Source organism: Pseudomonas syringae group sp. 243L2, assembly GCF_032587875.1.
Classification (GTDB): Bacteria; Pseudomonadota; Gammaproteobacteria; order Pseudomonadales; family Pseudomonadaceae; genus Aquipseudomonas; species Aquipseudomonas amygdali.
On record NZ_JAWHPL010000003.1, the window covers coordinates 82,514 to 102,922 of the forward strand.

General features: G+C 58.0%; 18 protein-coding genes. 9 read left to right on the forward strand and 9 right to left on the reverse strand.

Going from position 1 to position 20,409, the window contains the following annotated elements; genetic code table 11:
- Positions 1–13: 13 nt before the first annotated feature.
- Positions 14–1,042 (reverse strand): amino acid ABC transporter substrate-binding protein, encoded by a 1,029-nt coding sequence (locus RYB66_RS01510; protein ID WP_002552268.1) that lies wholly within the window; start codon positions 1,040–1,042, stop codon positions 14–16.
- Between the two features lie 485 nt (positions 1,043–1,527).
- Here RYB66_RS01510 and RYB66_RS01515 point away from each other — a divergent pair, with 485 nt between their 5' ends.
- Entirely contained in the window at positions 1,528–2,187 is a 660-nt protein-coding gene (locus RYB66_RS01515; protein WP_004663973.1) for an alpha/beta hydrolase, read from the forward strand.
- Positions 2,188–2,303: 116 nt separating this feature from the next.
- A complete protein-coding gene (gene rhlB / locus RYB66_RS01520) occupies positions 2,304–3,758 on the forward strand; it encodes an ATP-dependent RNA helicase RhlB (RefSeq protein WP_002552266.1) in 1,455 nt (484 codons plus the stop codon).
- Positions 3,759–3,836: 78 nt separating this feature from the next.
- Here the strand turns inward: rhlB and RYB66_RS01525 are convergent, their stop codons facing one another.
- The 8 genes from RYB66_RS01525 to RYB66_RS01560 form a co-directional block, all read right to left on the reverse strand.
- Positions 3,837–4,496 carry a DUF799 domain-containing protein gene (locus RYB66_RS01525; protein ID WP_005746009.1) on the reverse strand — a complete coding sequence of 220 codons (660 nt, stop codon included), beginning with the start codon at positions 4,494–4,496 and terminating at the stop codon, positions 3,837–3,839.
- The gene (locus tag RYB66_RS01530; protein ID WP_316893580.1) at positions 4,493–4,864 is read right to left on the reverse strand and encodes a DUF4810 domain-containing protein; all 372 of its coding nucleotides are present in this window, start codon (positions 4,862–4,864) and stop codon (positions 4,493–4,495) included. The genes RYB66_RS01525 and RYB66_RS01530 overlap by 4 nt, the downstream gene beginning before the upstream one ends.
- A 27-nt stretch (positions 4,865–4,891) precedes the next feature.
- On the reverse strand, positions 4,892–5,542 hold the full coding sequence (locus tag RYB66_RS01535; RefSeq protein ID WP_005746012.1) for a CsgG/HfaB family protein: 651 nt from the start codon (positions 5,540–5,542) through the stop codon (positions 4,892–4,894).
- A gap of 260 nt (positions 5,543–5,802) precedes the next feature.
- The gene (moaE, locus tag RYB66_RS01540) at positions 5,803–6,249 is read right to left on the reverse strand and encodes a molybdopterin synthase catalytic subunit MoaE (RefSeq protein ID WP_005752917.1); all 447 of its coding nucleotides are present in this window, start codon (positions 6,247–6,249) and stop codon (positions 5,803–5,805) included.
- A gap of 2 nt (positions 6,250–6,251) precedes the next feature.
- Positions 6,252–6,497, reverse strand: a complete 246-nt coding sequence (gene moaD / locus RYB66_RS01545) for a molybdopterin converting factor subunit 1 (protein WP_316893583.1) — start codon at positions 6,495–6,497, stop codon at positions 6,252–6,254.
- The gene (gene moaC, locus RYB66_RS01550; RefSeq protein WP_004658312.1) at positions 6,494–6,979 is read right to left on the reverse strand and encodes a cyclic pyranopterin monophosphate synthase MoaC; all 486 of its coding nucleotides are present in this window, start codon (positions 6,977–6,979) and stop codon (positions 6,494–6,496) included. The genes moaD and moaC overlap by 4 nt, the downstream gene beginning before the upstream one ends.
- A 115-nt stretch (positions 6,980–7,094) precedes the next feature.
- Positions 7,095–8,489, reverse strand: coding sequence for a PhoH family protein (locus RYB66_RS01555; RefSeq protein ID WP_316893586.1), 1,395 nt, complete (start codon positions 8,487–8,489; stop codon positions 7,095–7,097).
- Positions 8,490–8,783: 294 nt separating this feature from the next.
- The gene (locus RYB66_RS01560; protein WP_316893588.1) at positions 8,784–9,962 is read right to left on the reverse strand and encodes a polysaccharide deacetylase family protein; all 1,179 of its coding nucleotides are present in this window, start codon (positions 9,960–9,962) and stop codon (positions 8,784–8,786) included.
- Between the two features lie 203 nt (positions 9,963–10,165).
- Between RYB66_RS01560 and yaaA the strand changes: the two genes are divergently transcribed.
- The 7 genes from yaaA (at position 10,166) to algG (ending at position 20,399) form a co-directional block, all read left to right on the forward strand.
- Entirely contained in the window at positions 10,166–10,945 is a 780-nt protein-coding gene (gene yaaA / locus RYB66_RS01565) for a peroxide stress protein YaaA (RefSeq protein ID WP_005746016.1), read from the forward strand.
- 812 nt (positions 10,946–11,757) lie between these two features.
- Positions 11,758–13,074, forward strand: a complete 1,317-nt coding sequence (locus RYB66_RS01570; RefSeq protein ID WP_002552256.1) for a nucleotide sugar dehydrogenase — start codon at positions 11,758–11,760, stop codon at positions 13,072–13,074.
- Between the two features lie 100 nt (positions 13,075–13,174).
- On the forward strand, positions 13,175–14,656 hold the full coding sequence (alg8, locus tag RYB66_RS01575; RefSeq protein WP_002552255.1) for a mannuronan synthase: 1,482 nt from the start codon (positions 13,175–13,177) through the stop codon (positions 14,654–14,656).
- A gap of 40 nt (positions 14,657–14,696) precedes the next feature.
- A complete protein-coding gene (locus RYB66_RS01580; protein ID WP_002552254.1) occupies positions 14,697–15,869 on the forward strand; it encodes an alginate biosynthesis protein Alg44 in 1,173 nt (390 codons plus the stop codon).
- A gap of 2 nt (positions 15,870–15,871) precedes the next feature.
- A complete protein-coding gene (gene algK, locus RYB66_RS01585) occupies positions 15,872–17,284 on the forward strand; it encodes an alginate biosynthesis TPR repeat lipoprotein AlgK (protein WP_004663968.1) in 1,413 nt (470 codons plus the stop codon).
- Positions 17,281–18,762, forward strand: a complete 1,482-nt coding sequence (locus RYB66_RS01590; RefSeq protein WP_002552252.1) for an alginate export family protein — start codon at positions 17,281–17,283, stop codon at positions 18,760–18,762. Before algK ends, RYB66_RS01590 begins: the two co-directional genes overlap by 4 nt.
- Positions 18,763–18,788: 26 nt before the next feature.
- Entirely contained in the window at positions 18,789–20,399 is a 1,611-nt protein-coding gene (gene algG, locus RYB66_RS01595; protein WP_005778087.1) for a mannuronan 5-epimerase AlgG, read from the forward strand.
- Positions 20,400–20,409 lie beyond the last annotated feature (10 nt).

Genomic DNA, 20,409 nt, shown 5'->3' on the forward strand with positions numbered 1-20,409 from the left:
GGCGCCGGGTCAATCAACGAATAGGTGGAGCGTACTGAATGCCGCCAGCATTCCACAGAGCGTTCTGGCCGCGCTTGATTTTCAGCGGGGTGCCTTCGCCCAGGTTGCGTTCGAACACTTCGCCGTAGTTACCGACCTGCTTGACGATCTGCACGACCCAGTCTTTCGGCAGCTTGAGGTCCTTGCCGTAAGTGCCGTCGGCACCCAGCATACGGGCTACGTCAGGGTTCTTGGTCGACTTGGCTTCAGCTTCAACGTTCTTGGAAGTGATTTTGGCTTCCTCGGCGTTGAGCATGGCGAACAGGGTCCAGCGAACGATCGAGAACCAGTCTTCGTCGCCTTTACGCACGACAGGACCCAGCGGCTCCTTGGAGATCACTTCAGGCAGAACGATGTAATCGTCCGGCTTGGCCAGCTTGCTGCGCTGTGCGTAGAGTTGCGACTGGTCGGAAGTCAGTACGTCGCAACGACCGCCTTCCAGCGACTTGGCGCTTTCGTCGGAGGTGTCGAAGGTGATCGGGGTGTATTTCAGGCCGTTCGAACGGAAGTAGTCGGAGACGTTCAGCTCGGTAGTGGTACCGGCCTGGATGCAGATGGTTGCACCGTCCAGTTCCTTGGCGCTTTTGACGCCTAGTTTGTTGTTTACCAGGAAGCCGATACCGTCGTAGTAAGTCACGCCGGTGAACACCAGGCCCATACCCGCATCACGGGAGCTGGTCCAGGTGGTGTTACGCGAAAGGATGTCGATCTCGCCGGATTGCAGTGCAGTGAAACGCTCCTTGGCGTTCAACTGGCTGAACTTGACCTTGGTGGCGTCGCCGAATACTGCGGCGGCTACTGCGCGGCAGACATCAGCGTCAATACCGGTGATCTTGCCGGTGGAGTCCGGAACGGAGAACCCTGGCAGGCCATCGCTGACGCCGCACTGAACAAAACCTTTCTTCTGAATAGCGTCAAGGGTGGCGCCGGCGTTGGCAGCCCCGGTTACACCAAATGCGGCCAGGGCGGTGACGACAGCCAGGGTGGATTTCAACATCTTCATTCAAAAACCTCCAGTTTGCTCTTTGTTGTGTAGGTGCCTCAGTCGCGTCGCACCTTTGTGAGGCGCTAATGACCCGTGCTGGCTTATTTTTGGGTCATGCAACGCTGGGCCTGAATCACGAATCGTCTGCAGGATCATCCCGTCATTCGTCTTCATCATTCAGAATCGGCCCCGTGGACTGAAACCCCATGATTTTCCTGGACCGGAGCGGTACAGGTTGAATCGTGCCGCGAATCCTGACGCATGGACTCCCGAGCTGCTTTTCGATCGCTATAAGTAATAGCCTTATAGTGTTACCGAACGATGTGAGCGCCTCGACTCCAGTCCTGCTGTAGCAAAGCCCGTACCAGCATGCTGGCTATGTCGAATTAGCGACAGGTCAAGACAAAAACTTGTAACCTTGCGACATCTTCTTTCATTTTTAATCTAACCGCGCACCCTATTAATGCGCTCTAAATGAGCCAGCGCACACAAATGGAGCAGACATGAGCGAACCTTTGATCATCCAACCTTCAGGCACCGCGGATGCCTGCGTTATCTGGCTGCACGGGTTGGGCGCCGACCGCTATGATTTTCTTCCGGTCGCCGAGATGCTGCAGGAGTCGCTGACGACTACACGTTTCGTCCTGCCTCAGGCACCGACACGCGCCGTAACGGTCAACGGCGGCTATGAAATGCCAAGCTGGTACGACATCAAGGCCATGAGTTCCGAGGCACGCGCCATTGATCACGATCAGATGGAAGCCTCGGCACAAAAGGTGCTGGACCTGATCGAGCAACAACGCGATAGCGGCATCGACCCGTCACGGATATTTCTGGCAGGCTTTTCCCAAGGCGGCGCGGTGGTGTTACACGCGGGCTATAGACGCTGGCAGGGTCCGCTGGGCGGCGTCCTCGCGCTGTCCACTTATGCCCCGACATTCAGCAATGAGATGACGCTGTCTGCCAGCCAACAGCGCATCCCTGCCTACTGCCTGCATGGCCAGCACGACGAAGTGGTGCACAACCCCATGGGCCGGACGGTGTACGAGCACCTCAAGGCTCAGGGTGTAACCGCTCAATGGCAAGAGTACCCAATGGGGCACCAAGTGTTACCGCAGGAAATCCATGACATCGGCGTCTGGCTGGCTGACAAGCTGCGCTAAAGCGCCCTGGGCCCGCCTGCAACTGACCGCTTTTGTAGCTCGCCACGGATGGCACTACGCCGAGCACGGTTCTTGCTTTACACTGCTCGGCGTACATTCCTTAACCAATTGATGAGATGACCGTGCTCAAAGCACTTAAAAAGATGTTCGGTAAAAGTGAGGCTGAGCAGCGCGCGCCTGGTCCGACAGCCTTTATTCCCGCCTCCCCCGCTGCCGCAGGCGACATACCGGATCATGCCCAGACTCAGCTTTCGGACACCGTCAACGAGCCCTCCAAAGCCAGAGCACCGCGCACCGACAAGCCAAGGGCCGAGCGCCCGCGTCGTGAGCGCGTGGTAAAACCGCCTGCGCCAGCATGGAAACTCGAAGATTTCGTCGTCGAACCACAGGAAGGCAAGACCCGCTTCCACGATTTCAACCTTGCGCCTGAACTGATGCACGCGATTCAGGACCTTGGTTTCCCGTACTGCACACCGATTCAGGCGGGCGTACTGGGCTTCACGCTCAAAGGCAAGGACGCAATCGGTCGCGCCCAGACCGGTACCGGCAAGACCGCTGCGTTCCTGATCTCGATCATCGAGCAACTGACCCAGACGCCACCGCCAGCCGAACGTTACATGGGTGAGCCCCGAGCGCTGATCATTGCGCCCACTCGCGAACTGGTGGTGCAGATCGCCAAGGACGCTGCCGACCTGACCAAATACACCAACCTGAACGTCATGACGTTCGTCGGTGGCATGGATTTCGACAAGCAGCTCAAACAACTTGAAGCACGGCACTGCGATATTCTGGTGGCCACGCCTGGCCGCCTGCTGGACTTCAACCAGCGCGGCGAAGTGCATCTGGACATGGTCGAAGTGATGGTCCTGGACGAAGCCGACCGCATGCTCGACATGGGTTTCATCCCGCAGGTGCGTCAGATCATTCGCCAAACCCCGCACAAGGGTGAACGCCAGACCCTGCTGTTCTCCGCGACCTTCACCGAAGACGTGATGAACCTCGCCAAACAATGGACGACAGACCCTTCCATCGTCGAAATCGAATCGTTGAACGTCGCCAGTGACAACGTCGAGCAGCATATCTATGCCGTTGCCGGTGCCGACAAGTACAAGCTGCTCTATAACCTGGTCACCGACAACGGCTGGGAACGGGTGATGGTCTTTGCCAACCGCAAGGACGAGGTGCGACGCATCGAAGAGCGCTTGGTACGCGATGGCGTCAATGCCGCGCAACTGTCGGGCGATGTGCCGCAGCACAAGCGCATCAAGACCCTTGAAGGCTTCCGCGAAGGCAAGATCCGCGTTCTGGTCGCCACCGATGTGGCCGGTCGCGGTATCCACATTGATGGCATCAGCCACGTGATCAACTTCACCCTGCCAGAGGTACCGGACGACTACGTGCACCGCATCGGCCGTACCGGTCGCGCAGGTGCCGATGGCGTCTCCATCAGCTTCGCTGGCGAAGATGACTCCTACCAGCTGCCCGCCATCGAAGAGAAACTGGGTCGCAAGATCAGTTGTGAAACACCACCGACCCACCTGCTCAGGGCAGTGGTGCGGCAAACGACCTGACACGTGCGACCAACAAAAAAGCGCAGCCTTTACGGGGCTGCGCTTTTTTGTGCCTTCCGGAAATCAGCAGCGTGAGGGTCAGTCAGTACCGTACTTCGGCGAACGTGGACCGTAAAGCAGACCCGCCGGCCGACCAGCAGTGAGCAGTCGGTTGCTGGCTATCCCGGCGATGGGATGACCGGCATCGGTCGAACTGTTGATGATCTGCTTGACCGCCGCTGTAATCAGCATACCCACCAGACCGCCACCGCTGTTGTTGCCGCCCTCTTCACTGGACGCCGACGCGGTACCCGTCCACAGCGCAGTACCGGTGCGCAGATCAACCAGCTTTGCCGTGACCGTCACGACGGTCTGGCTACTGATGACCACGTAACTGGTGCCGTATTGCTTGACCGTGATGTACATCGCAGCATCGGCGCCGAATATCTCGCGTAGCTTGGCGGGCGATGTCGCCTGAATATCGTTGGCATTGGTCAGGCCGTTATTGCGAAATGTCTCGTCAACCAGCGCCACTGGCAACACGTAGTAGCCCGACTCGGCCAGCGGGTAGGTCACCTGCGAGAAGGTGCTGTACGTCGCCTTGACGTCAGGCGATTCGTTGACCGGCGGCAGTACCAGAATCGAACGCGGTTTGCTTTCCTTGAAGGCCGAGTAGTCCACCGTTGGCGGGGTAACGCAACCCGACAGCAGGGCAACGGCAAACAGGCTTACAGCAACTTTCAGATGAGCGAGGTTCATTTGACGACTCCTGCGTGGGCGTTCTGGAGCAGGAAGTCCATATAAGTGGCCGACTCGGGAAACAGTGCCTTTTCCGTGCGCAACTCCTGAACCATCTGGTCATCCTTGCCAATACTGCCGTATAGCATGCCCAACTGAGCATGGTAGCCCGGTGGCGGCGTTGCGTTGGTAGAGCGGATTTTCTGCAGGTCTTCTTCGAGCTTGGCGACCTGGGCTTCCTTGGACTCGCCTTTGAAATACTCGTACACCTCAGGCTGGTAACTGCCCCACTGGTACAAGGTTTTCGGCTGTTGGACGCAGCCCGTGAGGCACGCGCCGGCGACTAAAAGCATTGCGACATTGCGCAACGAAACATTAAAACGATTCATGAACACAACAAATTCCCTTTTGAAATATCAGTTGGCAGTCGGTTTCCAGGCACCGCTGTCGAGCGCACGCACCATGTTGTTGACGGCTTCGCGCATGGCCAGGTCGAGAACCTTGCCGTTGAGTGTCGAGTCATAACTGGCGGTGCCGCCAAAGCCGACGACTTCACGGTTGGAAAGCTCGAACTCGCCCGCGCCCTGAGTCGAGTACACCACTTCCGAAGTGCTGATATTGACGATGTTCAACGCGACTTTCGCGTAGGCAATCTGGGATTTGCCGCGGCCCAGCAGGCCGAACAGTTGCTGATCGCCGACTTCCTTGCGACCGAACTCGGTCACGTCGCCGGTCACCACGTAGTCAGCACCCTTCAGACGCTGGGCGGTAGATTTAATAGCGGCTTCCTGCTTGATCTCCTCCATGTTGTCGCGATCCAGCACATTGAACCGGTTGGTTTGCTGCATGTGGGTGATCAGGATGGTCTTGGCTTGACCACCAAGACGATCGACGCCATCGGAAAAGATCCCGCGCATATAGCTGGAGCGGTTATCGAACTTGCCGACCGCAACCGGATAGCGCACACCGGCATAGGCAACTCCAGCACTTTCAACCTTTGTCACAGGCAGCGCCCGCGAGCTTTCCGTTGCACAACCAGCAACCAGCACTAAAGCCGCTGTCGTCATCCCTGAAACCAAAACCTGCTGAAGTTTCTTCACATTCTGCTCCGAGCGTTTACGAAAAACTGCCCGCAACGTGGCTCGCAAAACGCGATCACGTTCGGACAGTTATTGAATAGGATTGGGCAAAGCCAACAGGCCGCTTTTTCGCGGCTGCGCATGATAGCCCGAAGCCATCTTTCTGTACCGAGAAAGATGCAAATAGACGATATAAAAAGCGGAAGGTCGGACTTTCAGGCAAAAAAGATGGACGCAACGACCAACCACTACCAGCGCCGGGCTGCTGCCTGATCGCTATCGCGGCCTTCAACCCACTGCGGTCCCTCGGAAGTCTTTTCCTTCTTCCAGAACGGCGCGCGGGTCTTGAGGTAGTCCATGACGAAATCGCAGGCTTCGAACGCTGCCTGCCGGTGAGCGCTGGCAACACCCACGAAGACTATCGGCTCGCCGGGCTCCAGCGCCCCTACCCGATGCAGCACATCGACACGCAGCAACGGCCAGCGCTGTTCGGCCTCGGCAACGATTTTTGCCAGTGCCTTTTCGGTCATGCCCGGATAGTGCTCCAGAAACATGCCCGACACTTCACGCCCTTCGTTGAAGTCCCGCACATAGCCGACAAAACTGACCACCGCGCCGATGCCGAGGTTGGCCGCATGCAACGCGTTGACTTCATTGCCGGGGTCGAACGCCGCAGCCTGAACGCGAATGGTCATGTTCAGCCTCCGGTCACGGGCGGAAAGAATGCGACTTCATCACCATCAGACAGCGGCTCGGTCGGCTTGCACAGTTCCTGGTTGCGGGCACACATCAGGTTCTGCTCGGCAAGGACCTGCCAGGCCTCGCCACGCTGCAGCAGCGCTTGGCGCAGTGCGTCCAGCGTGTCGAACGTGCCTTCGACAGACTCGCTGTCCAGGCCAAGGACTTCACGGTAGCGGGCAAAATACTGAACCTGGATCTTCATGACGAGACCTGTGCCTGATCGGCAATGAAGTGACCGCTCTTGCCGCCGAGCTTTTCCAGCAGCCGAACCGACTCGATGACCATGCCGCGATCGACCGCCTTGCACATATCGTAAATTGTCAGCGCCGCAATGCTGGCGGCAGTCAGGGCTTCCATTTCCACACCGGTCTGCCCGGCCAGCTTGCAGCTCGCGGTAATACGCACCGCATCATCGCCGTCAGCGGCGAGGTGAACCTTGATGCTGGTGAGCATCAATGGATGGCAGAGCGGGATCAGATCACTGGTTTTCTTTGCCGCCTGAATACCGGCGATACGCGCGACGGCAAATACATCACCCTTGGGATGACCGCCGCTGACAATCATTTGCAGCGTGGTGGGCAGCATACGCACCACTGCTTCGGCCACCGCCTCACGGGACGTCACGGCTTTATCCGTAACATCGACCATATTGGCGCGACCCTGGGAATCGAGATGAGTGAGCACAACGTTACTCCTTGGCAGAAGCAAGAAGTGTAGAGGGAGTGGCAGTTACACGCTACAAGCCGTGAGCTGCAAGCAAGGAACCCACTTACACATGGGCTCCCCGCTTGCATCTGATTTACAAATGACTCTCCGCGTATTCGGCCAGTATCGAGCGTGGCACGCCTTGCAAGGTGATATGCACACCGTTCGGGAAGTCCTTGAAGCGCTCCGTCAGGTAGGTCAGCCCGGAACTGGTGGCTGACAGGTAAGGGGTGTCGATCTGCGCCAGGTTGCCCAGGCAGACCACTTTGGAACCGGCACCGGCACGGGTGATGATGGTTTTCATCTGGTGCGGGGTCAGGTTCTGGCATTCATCGATCAGAATCAGGCTTTGCTGGAAGCTGCGACCTCGAATGTAGTTGAGGGACTTGAACTGCAACGGCACCTTGCTGAGGATGTAGTCGACACTGCCATGAGTGTTTTCATCATCCATGTGCAGGGCTTCAAGGTTGTCGGTGATCGCGCCAAGCCAAGGCTCCATCTTTTCCGCCTCGGTGCCGGGCAGGAAGCCAATCTCCTGATCCAGGCCCTGAACGCTACGGGTAGCGATGATGCGCCGATAACGCTTGGTGACCATGGTCTGCTCGATGGCAGCCGCCAACGCCAGAATGGTTTTACCCGAACCAGCGGCACCTGACAGGTTGACCAGGTGAATATCCGGGTCGAGCAGTGCGAACAACGCCAGCCCCTGATAGATATCACGCGGTTTCAGGCCCCAGGCCTCCTGATGCAGCAGTGGCTCCTGATGCATATCCAGAATCAGCAGTTCGTCGTTCTTGACGCCCTTGATCCAGCCTACGAAGCCCTGTTCATCGACAATAAACTCGTTGATATGAACCGCAGGCAGCATTTCATTGAGCTGCACGCGGTGCCAGGTACGGCCACGCTCCTGACGGGTGTCGACCTTGTTGACCCGGTCCCAGAACGAACCGGTCATGTCGTGGTAGCCACGCGACAACAGCGAAACGTCGTCGACCAGCTGGTCGGTGCTGTAATCTTCGGCCGCAATGCCGCAGGCGCGCGCCTTGAGGCGCATGTTAATGTCTTTGGTCACCAGCACAACGCTCAAGTCCTTGTTGCGCGCATGCAGGTCGATCAATTGGTTGATGATGATGTTGTCGTTGAGGTGCTCGGGCAGCAGGCTGTTGGGTTCCTCGCGCTTGCTCATCAAAATCGACAGAAAACCTTTGAAAATACCGGTCCCGCGGTCAATCGGCACGCCCTTTTCAACTTCTTCAGGGTTAGCCTCGCCGAGGGTCTTGTCGATCAGGCGGATGGCCTGGCGGCACTCGGCAGCAACCGAATGTTTACCGGCCTTGAGTTTGTCCAGTTCCTCCAGAACCGTCATGGGGATGGCGACGTGGTGTTCTTCGAAATTCAGCAGTGCGTTTGGATCATGGATCAATACGTTGGTATCGAGCACGTAAAGGATTGGCTGGTTGGTGGAAGGGGTGCGTCCGTGGTCATCCATACTCGCTCACCTTTGTAGAAGCCGGGCGACGCAGAACCACGACAGTACTGCGCCACGAAAAGGCCGCCGGATTCTTCCCTTCAGGCAGGGGAGAAATGTCGCTCAAGGTGGGTCTTGGAAGACGCCACCTGTGTTGCAGGTTTCGGCGGTCTGTATTCGTAATACAGCAAAAGGGATGACAGAAAAAAGCTCTTTGACAGTTTTTTGAAGTTTATTTCACAGCCTGACGAATAGAGCTTGGCGGACGTACACAGCACGTTTAAAGTCGGAAGTCCGCCCACGCCGAATCTGCCTTCATTCCCCCTCGGGCGCAGCCTCTTCACTGCTCTGCAGCCCTTGTTCTACGGGGCTTTCAGAGATATTTCGGCAATCGTCCCAGATCAACTCGCTTTGCGCGGTATTGGCCAGCAGCAATGGCAGTGCAGACTGCGCCTTGTTGGCCACGTCGTGGAAGACCACCGTGCCCTTGCGCCAGAGCAGCATGAGGGTTAGTACGCGGTCGCCAACCTGCTCTGCCGAAAGCCGCCCGGTATTGTCCTCGGCATCGATGTTCCACAATGACACGCGTAAATGCTCGGCGCGGAAGAAGTCGCCGCTGTCGGCCCGCCGATGGCCGTAAGGCGGGCGAAACAGCGGCACGAAATTATCCGGCAGCACACGCTGAACCAGTGCCGCACTGCGTTGCACTGAATCCTGCCAGTCCAGCCACTGGCTATGCGAACGATACTCCCACCCTTGAATGCCCACGCACTGCTGGCGATACAGCGCCTGCAAGCTTGTGGTCGATGTGCTGTCGAGGCGTTCCTGAAGGCTTTTGCCCAGCACAAAGAAGGTGGCGGTCATCTTCTGCTGACGCATGAAGTCGGCCAGCCAGTCGGTTCCGCCATCGACCGGGCTCGGGCCGCTTTCGAAATTGAGCATGAAGGTGCGGTCCGGCATCTCGTCGCCACTCATCTCATCAGAGTTGTAGCGCTCGATCTCGCTGCTGGTCTGCGGGAACAAGGCAGCCATGAATAGCAGCTCGTTCAAATAACGCTGATGGAACACGGCGCCGGGTCTGGCCCAGTTGGCGTAGAACGAGTCGTTCGACACCTGAAACTCTTCAGCGCGCTGACGCAGCTGGTCCATGTCCTCGACCAGCACGCAGAAGTTGGCATCCTGCTCGCAGCTCTTTTGAGCATTCTGATAGTTTTCCAGCAAGCGCAGCCACAGACGATGGCGGACCACGTTCAACGAAGGCACGTTGACGAAGCGCAGGCCGAGGCGCTGCTTGAGCCCCTCCTCGTCCAGCTTCTCGCTGAGGTACAGTTCGTGGGCAAAGGCGAGGATTTCCGCGCGCGACGCGACGTCGAACAACCCCGGCGTTTCAAGGCGCTCGGGCCACACACTGCGGTCTATGGTGGCAGTGACCGGCACTGCCGCCTGCGCCTGGAGCCAGAACAGACCTGCACACACTGCTAAAACAATACGCAAACCCGATGCCCTCTCGATCAACCATTAACATCATGACCAGCGCGCCACTATAGCTGATATGAGCCTGGCTTCTTATGTCGGAGCGCATACAAAGCCGCATGGCATGCTGACGTTGCACACACGGCCTGACTCTATCGCCACCATAGCTGGAGTCGTGGGCCATCAGCCCATAGAATCCCCGGACGATCAAAGGAGACGACTTCATGCTGATGGTGATTTCCCCGGCAAAAACCCTCGATTTCGAGACCCCGCCCACTACCGGACGCTTCACTCAGCCGCAGTATCTGGATCACTCTCAGGAGTTGATCACCCAACTGCGTGAACTGACGCCAGCGCAGATCAGCGAACTGATGCACCTGTCCGACAAGCTTGCCGGGCTGAACGCGGCACGCTTCGGAAGCTGGAACCCGGCCTTCACGCTCGACAATGCCAAGCAGGCGCTGCTGGCCTTCAAGGGCGATGTGTATACCGGCCTGCAAGCCGAAACACTAAGCGACGCGCAGCTCGACTATGCACAGGATCACCTGCGCATGCTGTCCGGCCTTTATGGGCTGCTGCGCCCGCTGGACCTGATGCAGCCCTATCGCCTGGAAATGGGTACGCGACTGGCAAACGCTCGCGGCAAGGATCTCTACGCGTTCTGGGGCACGCAGATCAGCGAATGGTTGAATGAAGCGCTGGCAGCCCAGGGCGACGACCTGCTGCTCAATCTTGCGTCTACCGAGTACTTCTCTGCGGTCAAACGTTCAGCGCTCAACGCCCGGATCATTGACACCGAGTTCAAGGACTTCAAGAACGGTCAGTACAAGATCATCAGCTTCTATGCCAAGAAAGCGCGCGGCATGATGAGCCGTTTCGTCATTGAGGAACGTATCAACAGCCCCGAAGCGTTACAGGCGTTCGATGTTCAGGGCTATCGTTATAACCGTGAGCAATCGACGCCCGACAAGTTGGTGTTTTTGCGCAACGTCGTAGAAGACTAGACACTGTAACCGTCGTGTAACGCATCGCTGTTACACGACCTGTCCTACGATCCAACAGCAAATGCCAACATCGTGACGCCAGATAAACGTCAACTTTTCGACGACGCAATCTCGCCTGATTTTTTCATTAAAAAAAATCCACTTTTTTACGTAGTGGCTTTTTGGCTTTTTGCAGTAGTAGCACTTTCATATCTACCCCGCTGAAATCCCCGCGCAATAAGGCTTTTAAGAAAAACGCCATCACCGCGATACTGCCCCTGTCACAAACTGGATACAGCAAAATCCGCAAATCAGGACGAGTGGCCCGGAACTAAATGCGAATTCCTACGCTCCTACATCCCGTAACAATTCTGGGCTGACGTGTAAGAGATCACTTACAGGTCGACTGGAAAAATGGGAAGTTACCGACAGGGAAGCCAGGTTCATGTAACGCTGGCGTCAGGTACCAGAACTAAACTCACATCACTAGTTGATGTTGTAGACAGGCGAAGCGCCCAACAGGTGTGATGCGCAGGATTCGACAAGGTCAGCCAAGGCTCTAGTCAGAGGCTTTCCGAACGAGGTCCGCCGTCGATCGTCAAACAGGAGTGGTTTACTGCATCCAAGGAGAGCAGGGCCCTGCCCACCGGACAGGTCACTTGCCGCTTGTACTTAGTGTCATTTGAGTTCGCCTCACCTATTTGGGCACTCACTCATTAAATATGCCTGCGTTAGTTCCACGGCGTTGTTAGCCGTAAAGGATGGCGCGTGACATCTGCTGGCCAAAATTAATATCCAGCCAATTTATGGCGTGAAAAATCGAGGAGAATACGATGCGTATCAGCATATTTGGTTTGGGTTATGTCGGTGCAGTCTGTGCCGGTTGCCTGTCTGCCCGCGGTCACGATGTAGTTGGTGTGGATATTTCCAGCACCAAGATCGATCTGATCAACAACGGCAAATCACCTATCGTTGAACCGGGTCTGGAAGAACTGCTGCAGAAAGGTATCAGTACCGGAAAACTGCGCGGCACTACCGACTTCGCCGAAGCCATTCGCGCCACTGACCTGTCGATGATCTGTGTCGGTACGCCGAGCAAGAAGAACGGCGATCTGGAACTCGATTACATCGAGTCGGTGTGCCGCGAAATCGGCTATGTCCTGCGTGACAAAGCCACCCGCCACACCATCGTTGTTCGCAGTACTGTGTTGCCAGGCACGGTTGCCAACGTGGTCATCCCGATTCTGGAAGACTGCTCCGGCAAAAAAGCCGGTGTTGATTTCGGTGTCGCCGTAAACCCTGAGTTCCTGCGTGAAAGTACCGCAATCAAGGACTACGACCTGCCGCCAATGACCGTGATCGGCGAGTTCGATAAAGCCTCGGGCGACGTACTGCAATCGCTGTACGAAGAACTCGACGCACCGATCATCCGCAAGGACATCGCCGTTGCCGAAATGATCAAGTACACCTGCAACGTGTGGCACGCCACCAAGGTTACTTTCGCCAACGAAATCGGCAACATTGCCAAGGCCGTCGGCGTCGATGGTCGTGAAGTGATGGACGTGGTCTGCCAGGACAAGGCGCTGAACCTGTCCCAGTACTACATGCGCCCAGGCTTCGCATTCGGCGGCTCCTGCCTGCCAAAAGACGTTCGCGCCCTGACCTACCGCGCCAGCAGCCTTGACGTAGAAGCGCCGTTGCTCAACTCGCTGATGCGCAGCAACACCTCGCAAGTGCAGAACGCTTTCGACATGGTTGCCAGCTATGACACCCGCAAGGTTGCACTGTTGGGCCTGAGCTTCAAGGCAGGTACTGACGACCTGCGCGAAAGCCCGCTGGTAGAACTGGCCGAAATGCTGATCGGTAAGGGCTTCGACCTGAGCATCTTCGACAGCAACGTCGAATATGCACGCGTTCACGGTGCCAACAAGGACTACATCGAATCCAAGATTCCGCACGTATCGTCGCTGCTGAATTCGGACTTCGATCAGGTCATCAACGACTCTGACGTGATCATCCTTGGCAACCGCGATGAGCGTTTCCGCGCCCTCGCCAACAAGACTCCCGAAGGCAAGCGCGTCATCGATCTGGTGGGTTTCATGACCAACGCCACCAGCGAAGACGGTCGCGCCGAAGGTATCTGCTGGTAAATCAGCCGCAAGCCACAAGCGCCAGGCTCCAGGCCACAGGCTCAAGCAATGTGCTTGCAGCCTGGGGCTTGAGGCTCGCAACTGACTTAGGGATACGATTATGCAGAGGCTCAAGCACGGCCTGTTACAGGCCGCAGGTTGGCTGTTCTATTTAAGTTTACTCATGGGCCTTGCCGCGGCATTGCCTACCAGTATCTTCGACTCACAGTCGAAGAACTTTATATTCCTGATTGGCGCCGTTGGTATCTGGCGCTACTCGATGGGAATCACGCACTTCGTACGCGGGATGATTTTCCTGTACATCGTCTACCCGCACTTGCGCCGCAAGGTTCGCAAGCTGGGCAGTGCAGCAGACCCGTCCCATGTGTTTCTGATGGTCACCAGTTTCCGCATCGACGCGCTGACCACCGCACAGGTCTACAACTCGGTTATCCGCGAAGCCATCGACTGCGGCCTGCCGACGACTATCGTCTGCTCGCTGGTGGAAATGTCCGATGAGCTGCTGGTCAAGAGCATGTGGGCGAAGTTCAACCCGCCGGAGCGCGTCAAGCTGGACTTCGTACGCATTCCGGGCACCGGCAAGCGCGATGGTCTGGCCTATGGCTTCCGCGCCATCTCGCGTCACTTGCCTGACAGCCGTGCCGTGGTTGCAGTGATCGACGGCGACACCGTGCTCAACGAAGGTGTGGTCGCCAAGACCGTGCCGTGGTTCCAGCTGTTCGACAATGTCGGCGGCCTGACCACCAACGAGTTCTGCGAAGTACGTGGCGGCTACATCATGAGCGAGTGGCACAAGCTGCGTTTCGCTCAGCGTCACATCAACATGTGCTCGATGGCCCTGTCCAAACGCGTATTGACCATGACCGGTCGCATGTCGGTGTTCCGCGCAACCGTGGTAACCGACCCCGAGTTCATTGCCGACGTGGAAAGCGACTCGCTCAATCACTGGCGTCTGGGCACCTTCCGCTTCCTGACCGGCGACGACAAGTCCAGCTGGTTCAGCCTGATGCGCCTGGGGTACGACACGTTCTACGTGCCGGACGCAGCGATCAACACCGTGGAACACCCGCCCGAAAAGAGCTTCCTGAAGGCCAGCCGCAAGCTGATGTATCGCTGGTACGGCAACAACCTTCGTCAGAACTCGCGTGCACTGGGTCTGGGCGTACGTCGCCTGGGGATTTTCACCAGCATCGTACTGTTCGACCAGCGGGTGTCGATGTGGACCTCCATCCTAGGTCTGACCGTCGCCCTGATCGCCAGCTTCAAGTATGGCGGCGCGTTCCTGTTGATGTATCTGCTGTGGATCGGCATGACCCGTCTGATCCTCACCCTGCTGCTGTCCCTCTCGGGACACAGAATCGGGCCTGCCTACCCGATCATTCTCTATTACAACCAGATCGTCGGCGCGCTGATGAAGATCTATGTCTTCTTCCGGCTGGACCGCCAGTCCTGGACACGCCAGGACACCAAACTGAGCCGCGACATGGCCAGCTTTCAAGGCTGGTTCAACACGTGGTCGTCCCGAACCATGACTTTCTCGGCTGGCACCATCTTCGTCGCTGTGCTGTTGACGATGGTTTGACCGGGCCAACGGATTAATCGCTTAAGTAGGAAAATTAGCCATGAATACAGCCGTGAATGCGAACGTCGTACATGAATCCGAAGCCCAGCGCCAACACGCGCGGATCAAGATCCCTGCCAAGCTGCGCCTGCTGAATGATCAGCCCAACGCGCCACTGGTACGTATCGAAGACCTGTCGGCCGGTGGCCTGAGCTTCGTTGCTCCGTCCGGGCAGAAATTCAGCGAAGGGCAGATCGTCAAGGGACGCCTGCAATTCATCATCGACAACCTTGGCCTGGCCATGGACGTCGATCTGCAGGTGCGCTCGATCGACAACGCCAGCAACCGCATCGGTTGCCAGTTCCAGAATCTGGAACCTCAGGACATCGCTACCCTGCGCCACCTGATCACCTCGCACCTGTCCGGCGAAGTCGTCACCCTGGGCGAAGTGCTGGCCACGCTGCAGCGCGACAACTTCACCAAGGCACGCAAGGTCAAGGGCAAAGACAGCGGCATGAGCGCCATGGGTCGCCTGCGCGCCGTGACCTTCAGCCTGGGCGTGTTCATTGTCGGTCTGGCCGCTTTCGGCTTCATCTTCAAGACAATCTACGGCCTGTACTTCGTCAGCCATGCGTCGGCCGGTCTGGTCACCATTCCAAGCATGGACGTGACCATGCCACGTGAAGGTACCGTACAAAGCCTGGTCGCCCAGAATGGCGAAGCCGCCAAAGGTGCGCCACTGGCAACCTTCAATACCAGCATGCTGGAAATGCTCAAAGGCAGCCTGACCGGTGAAGACCTGCAGCCCGCCAAGATCGAAGAGCTGTATGGCAAGCAGATGAGCGGCACAATGACTAGCCCGTGCGATTGCGTCGTGGCTCGCCAACTGGTTGCCGACGGTCAGTTCGCGTCCAAGGGTCAGGTGATCTTCCAACTGGTGCCACGCAACGCGCCGGCCACTGTTGAAGCTCGCTTCACCTATCGCCAGTTCAACGACGTCAAGCCAGGCACACGTGTCAGCTTCCAGATCGCTGGCGAAGACAAACTGCGCACCGGTCAGATCGTCAGCAGCACCAACCTCAGCGACGCCGACCTGTCCACTGACATCCGCGTGCAGATCAAGCCTGACGAAAGCCTGAGCAGCTCGCTTGCCGGTCGCCCTGTCGAAGTGGTCAGCGATCGCGGCCCGTCCGTGAACTGGCTGATCGATAAAGCAATGGCTGCGGGTCTGTAACCATGAACAGCCCACTACGACGCCTGTCGACCCCCACGCTACTGAGCCTCGCCGTCGCGCTCGGCCTGAGCGGCTGTGCCGGCCTGCCTGATCAACGCCTTGCCAATGAAGCCCTGAAAAACGGCGACACTGCATTGGCGGAGCAGAACTATCGGCAGCTGGCGGACCTGGGCTACAGCGACGCGCAAGTCGGCCTTGCTGATATTCAGGTCGCGACTCGCGACCCGGCTCAGCTCAAGCAGGCCGAGGCTACCTACCGCGCTGCCGCGCAGACCTCCCCTCGGGCGCAGTCGCGCCTGGGCCGTCTGCTGGCTGCCAAGCCCGACGCTACCGAAGCCGAACATCGCGAAGCCGAAGGCCTGCTGAAAAAGGCGTTCGCCAATGGCGAATCCGGCACCCTGATCCCGCTGGCGATGCTGTATCTGCAATACCCGCACACCTTCCCTGAAGTGAATGCTCAGCAAAAGATCAGTGAGTGGCGCGCTGCCGGTTATCCGGAGGCAGGTCTGGCTCAGGTGCTGCTGTATCGCACGCAAGGTACTTATGCTCAACACCTCGATGAGGTCGAGAGCATCTGCAAACAGGCACTGTCAGCCACGGATATCTGCTACGTCGAGCTGGCTACTGTCTACCAGACACGCGGCCAGGCCGAGCAGCGCACGGCCTTGATCGAAAAGCTCAAGAGCGACTACGCCGCTGGCCGCGTCAATGCTCAACGAGTGGACAGCGTCGCGCGCGTACTGGGTGACTCCACCATCGGTACGCCAGACGAAAAGACCGCTCAGCAATTGCTGGAAAGCGTTGCGCCTGGCTACCCGGTCTCGTGGGTCACGCTGGCCAAACTGCTTTACGACTTCCCCGAACTGGGCGACGTCAACAAGATGATGGAATACCTGAACAACGGCCGCGCGGCCGATCAGCCTCGCGCCGAGCTGCTGCTTGGACGCCTGTACTACGAAGGCAAATGGGTCACGCCCGATGCCTTCAAGGCCGAGGAGCACCTGAAGAAAGCCACAGCAACGGAGATTTCCGCCCATTACTACCTGGGTCAGATCTACCGCCGTGGCTACCTTGGTCAGGTGTACTCGCAAAAAGCCGTGGACGAGTTGCTGACCGCAGCCCGTGGTGGCCAGAACAGCGCAGATTTCGCCCTCGCGCAACTGTTCTCGCAGGGCAAGGGCACGATGCCCGACCCGGTCAACGCCTGGGTGTTCGCGCAACTGGCGCTGGCCAGTCAGACCCCGCAAGCGACCGAGCTTGCCGAGGCCCTCAATACACAACTGCCGCCTGAAAAGCTCGCCACCGCCAAAGACCTGTTGGCACGCGAGCAAAAAGTCCGGGGCGCTACCGCTACTCAGAACGCGATGGCGATGCAGGCCCTGCAAGAAGAAAAAGACGGTGAGGAAGCATTATGAAGTTGAATCCCCTGATGGCTGCTGGCATGGGCCTTGGCTTCACCCTGTTGTGGGCCTGCCCGACGCTGGCAGCGCTGACCGAAGAACAGAATTTCGGTATCGAAGTGAAAGCCACGGCACAGGCCGAGGATGATCGCGATCTGGGCACCCGTTCGGGCGGCGACGTCAACGGTGTGGGCCTGGACCTGCGCCCTTGGGTCTATGGTGAGCGCGGCAACTGGAGCGGTTATGCCATGGGCCAGGTGGTCACCGCCACCGACACCATTCAGACCGACCCGCTGGAGCAGAGCAACAGCGACGGCAGCGGCACGCAAACCTCCCGTGGCACTGCCAGCGAACGCGAAGTCGACAAGTCCTATGCTGCGCTGCGTGAATTCTGGATCGGCTACAGTGGCTTCACGCCCTACCCCGGCGAAATCCTCAAAGTGGGTCGTCAGCGTCTGCGCAACGACGATGGTCAGTGGCATGACACCAATATCGAGGCCATCAACTGGAACTTCGATACCACCTTGCTGCGTGCCGAACTGGGTGCCGCCCAGCGCTTCAGCGAATACCGCACCGACCTGACCGAACTGGCACCCGACGACGAAGACCGCAAGCACCTGTTCGGTTCCGCCAGCTACCAGTGGACCCCCGGCCATTGGGCAGGCGTGCGCGCTCATTACAGCCATGACGACGGCAAGCTCAAGTCTCAGGGCGAGCAACTGGATGATCTGGACAAGACGTCCAACGGCAATCTGACCTGGCTGGGTCTGCAGGCCGACAGCGATGCCTACAACTATCGCAACACCAACCCGCTCAATTACTGGGGCAGCCTGACCTGGCTGAACGGTACACGCGACGAAATCGGCGTGACTTCCGCAGGCAACGATCAGTTCATCGCCGGCGAGAAAAACGACCGCGACATGAATGGCTGGGCCACTGACCTGGGTCTGCGTCTGCGTCTTGACCCGCAATGGCAAGTCGGTGCGGCTTACTCGCGCGCCAGCAAGGATTACGTCCAGAACGGTCTGGAGAGCAACCGCTCGAACTGGACCGGCACGCGTTCGCGCATCCATCGTTTCGGCGAAGCGTTCCAGGGCGAAATGGCCAACGTGGAAAGCGGCTCGCTGTTCGCCTCCTGGCAGATGAACGAGGAATACGATGCGTCGCTGATCTACCACAAGTTCCGTCGAGTGGACGGTAACACCGGTATTGGCGGCTCGGGTATCAATGCAGTGCGTGAAAACGGCAACAGCAACACGTTCAGTTCGCTGCCGCTGGAAGACGGGCGCAAGGACCTGGGTCAGGAAATGGACCTGGTCGTGACCAAGTACTTCAAACAAGGCCTGCTGCCCGCCTCGCTCAGCCAGTCGTTCGACGAACCTTCGGCACTGGTGCGCTTGCGCGCAGGTGTCTTCAAGCCCGGCGATGCGTATCACAACGGCGTGGATGAATACATGCACCGCGCTGTTGTCGACGTCATCTGGCGCTTTTGATGCGAACCGCCAAAGGAGTGCCAGAGATGAACAGTCATACAAGCAATGGGCGTAGCCGAAGCTGGCCGCATGCCCTGCTCGAAAGCGCACTGCTGACCAGCGCTCTGCTGATGGCCAGCGGTGTGGCGCTGGCTAACGCCCCTGTCGTAACCGATGCACAGAAGGCGGTGGTCAAGGAGTTGCACCAGGCCAAGACCTACACCATCACCAGCCCGCCGACCGAGCCCTTGGAAATGTCCAAGCCGGTGTTGCCCGACCTCAAGGGCTATACCGCAGAAGCCGCCTTGAAAAAGATCGTGCGCAACAAGCCGGGCAAGGTCACTGTCTCGCGGATGATGGAAGAAACCGGCCTGAAGGAATTCATCGGCGGTGACAACAAGATGGCCGAATGGGTCAACCGTCAGCGCGGCATCCCGCAGGCCATCATGATTTCCGACGGCTACGTGAACCTGCAGGACCTGGCCAAAAAGGTCCCCAAGCAGTTCCTCAATGAAGTGTCGCCGGGTGTCTATGTGGCGCGCCTGCCGATTCTGATCAAGGAGACCGGGATCTTCGAGATCGACAGCAAGACCAAGGAATTGCGTCTGTCTCAGGAAAAAGGTTCGTTCATCGTCAGCGAAGGCAAGATGCTGATCACCCACACTCAGGTCAACGCCTGGAGTGAAACCCGCAACAGCCTGGCGACCTATCGCAAGCCTGACGAGTTTCGTCCGTTTCTGTTGACCTGGGGTGGCTCGGAAACCTGGATCGCCAATACCAAAATGGCGAGCATGGGTTACGACCAGAGCAAGTCCTACGGCATCAGTATTTCCCAGTACACGCCCAACACCGCGAAGATTCTCAAGCGTGCCGAGCCAACCGGCTGGATCATCGATTCAGAGTTCTCGGACATGTGGTACGGCTTCTACTGCTATGAAACCCGCGACTTCGTGGTCAAGGGCAATACTTACCGCGACAACATCATTTACGGCATTGACCCGCACGACCGCTCGCACGGGCTGATCATCGCCGAAAACGACGTTTACGGGACCAAGAAGAAGCACGGGATCATTATTTCCCGGGAAGTGGACAACAGCTTCATCTTCCGCAACAAGAGCCACGACAACAAACTGTCTGGCGTGGTTCTGGACCGTAACAGTGTGGGCAATATCGTCGCCTACAACGAGATCTATCAGAACCACACTGACGGCATCACCCTGTACGAAAGCGGTAATAACCTGCTGTGGGGCAATCGCGTGATCGCCAACCGTCGCCACGGTATCCGCGTGCGTAACAGCGTGAACATCAAGCTGTACGAAAACGTCGCCATAGGCAACGGCCTGATGGGCGTCTACGGCCACATCAAGGACTTGAGCGACACCGACCGCGACATCGAGCTCGACCCGTTCGACGCTCAGGTATCGCTGATCATGGTCGGCGGCGAACTGTCCAGCAATGGTTCCGGCCCGCTGTCCATCGACTCGCCATTGAGTGTCGAGCTGTATCGCGTCTCGATGCTGATGCCTACCAAAGAAGTCGGCATCAGCCTCAACGGCGTCCTCGGTGAGCGCCAGGACGAAATCCTCGACCTGCTGGTACGCCAGAAGAAAGCCGTATTGATCGACCCCGTCGAAAGCCAGACCGAGCTGCGGGAATGAGGAAGGGTAT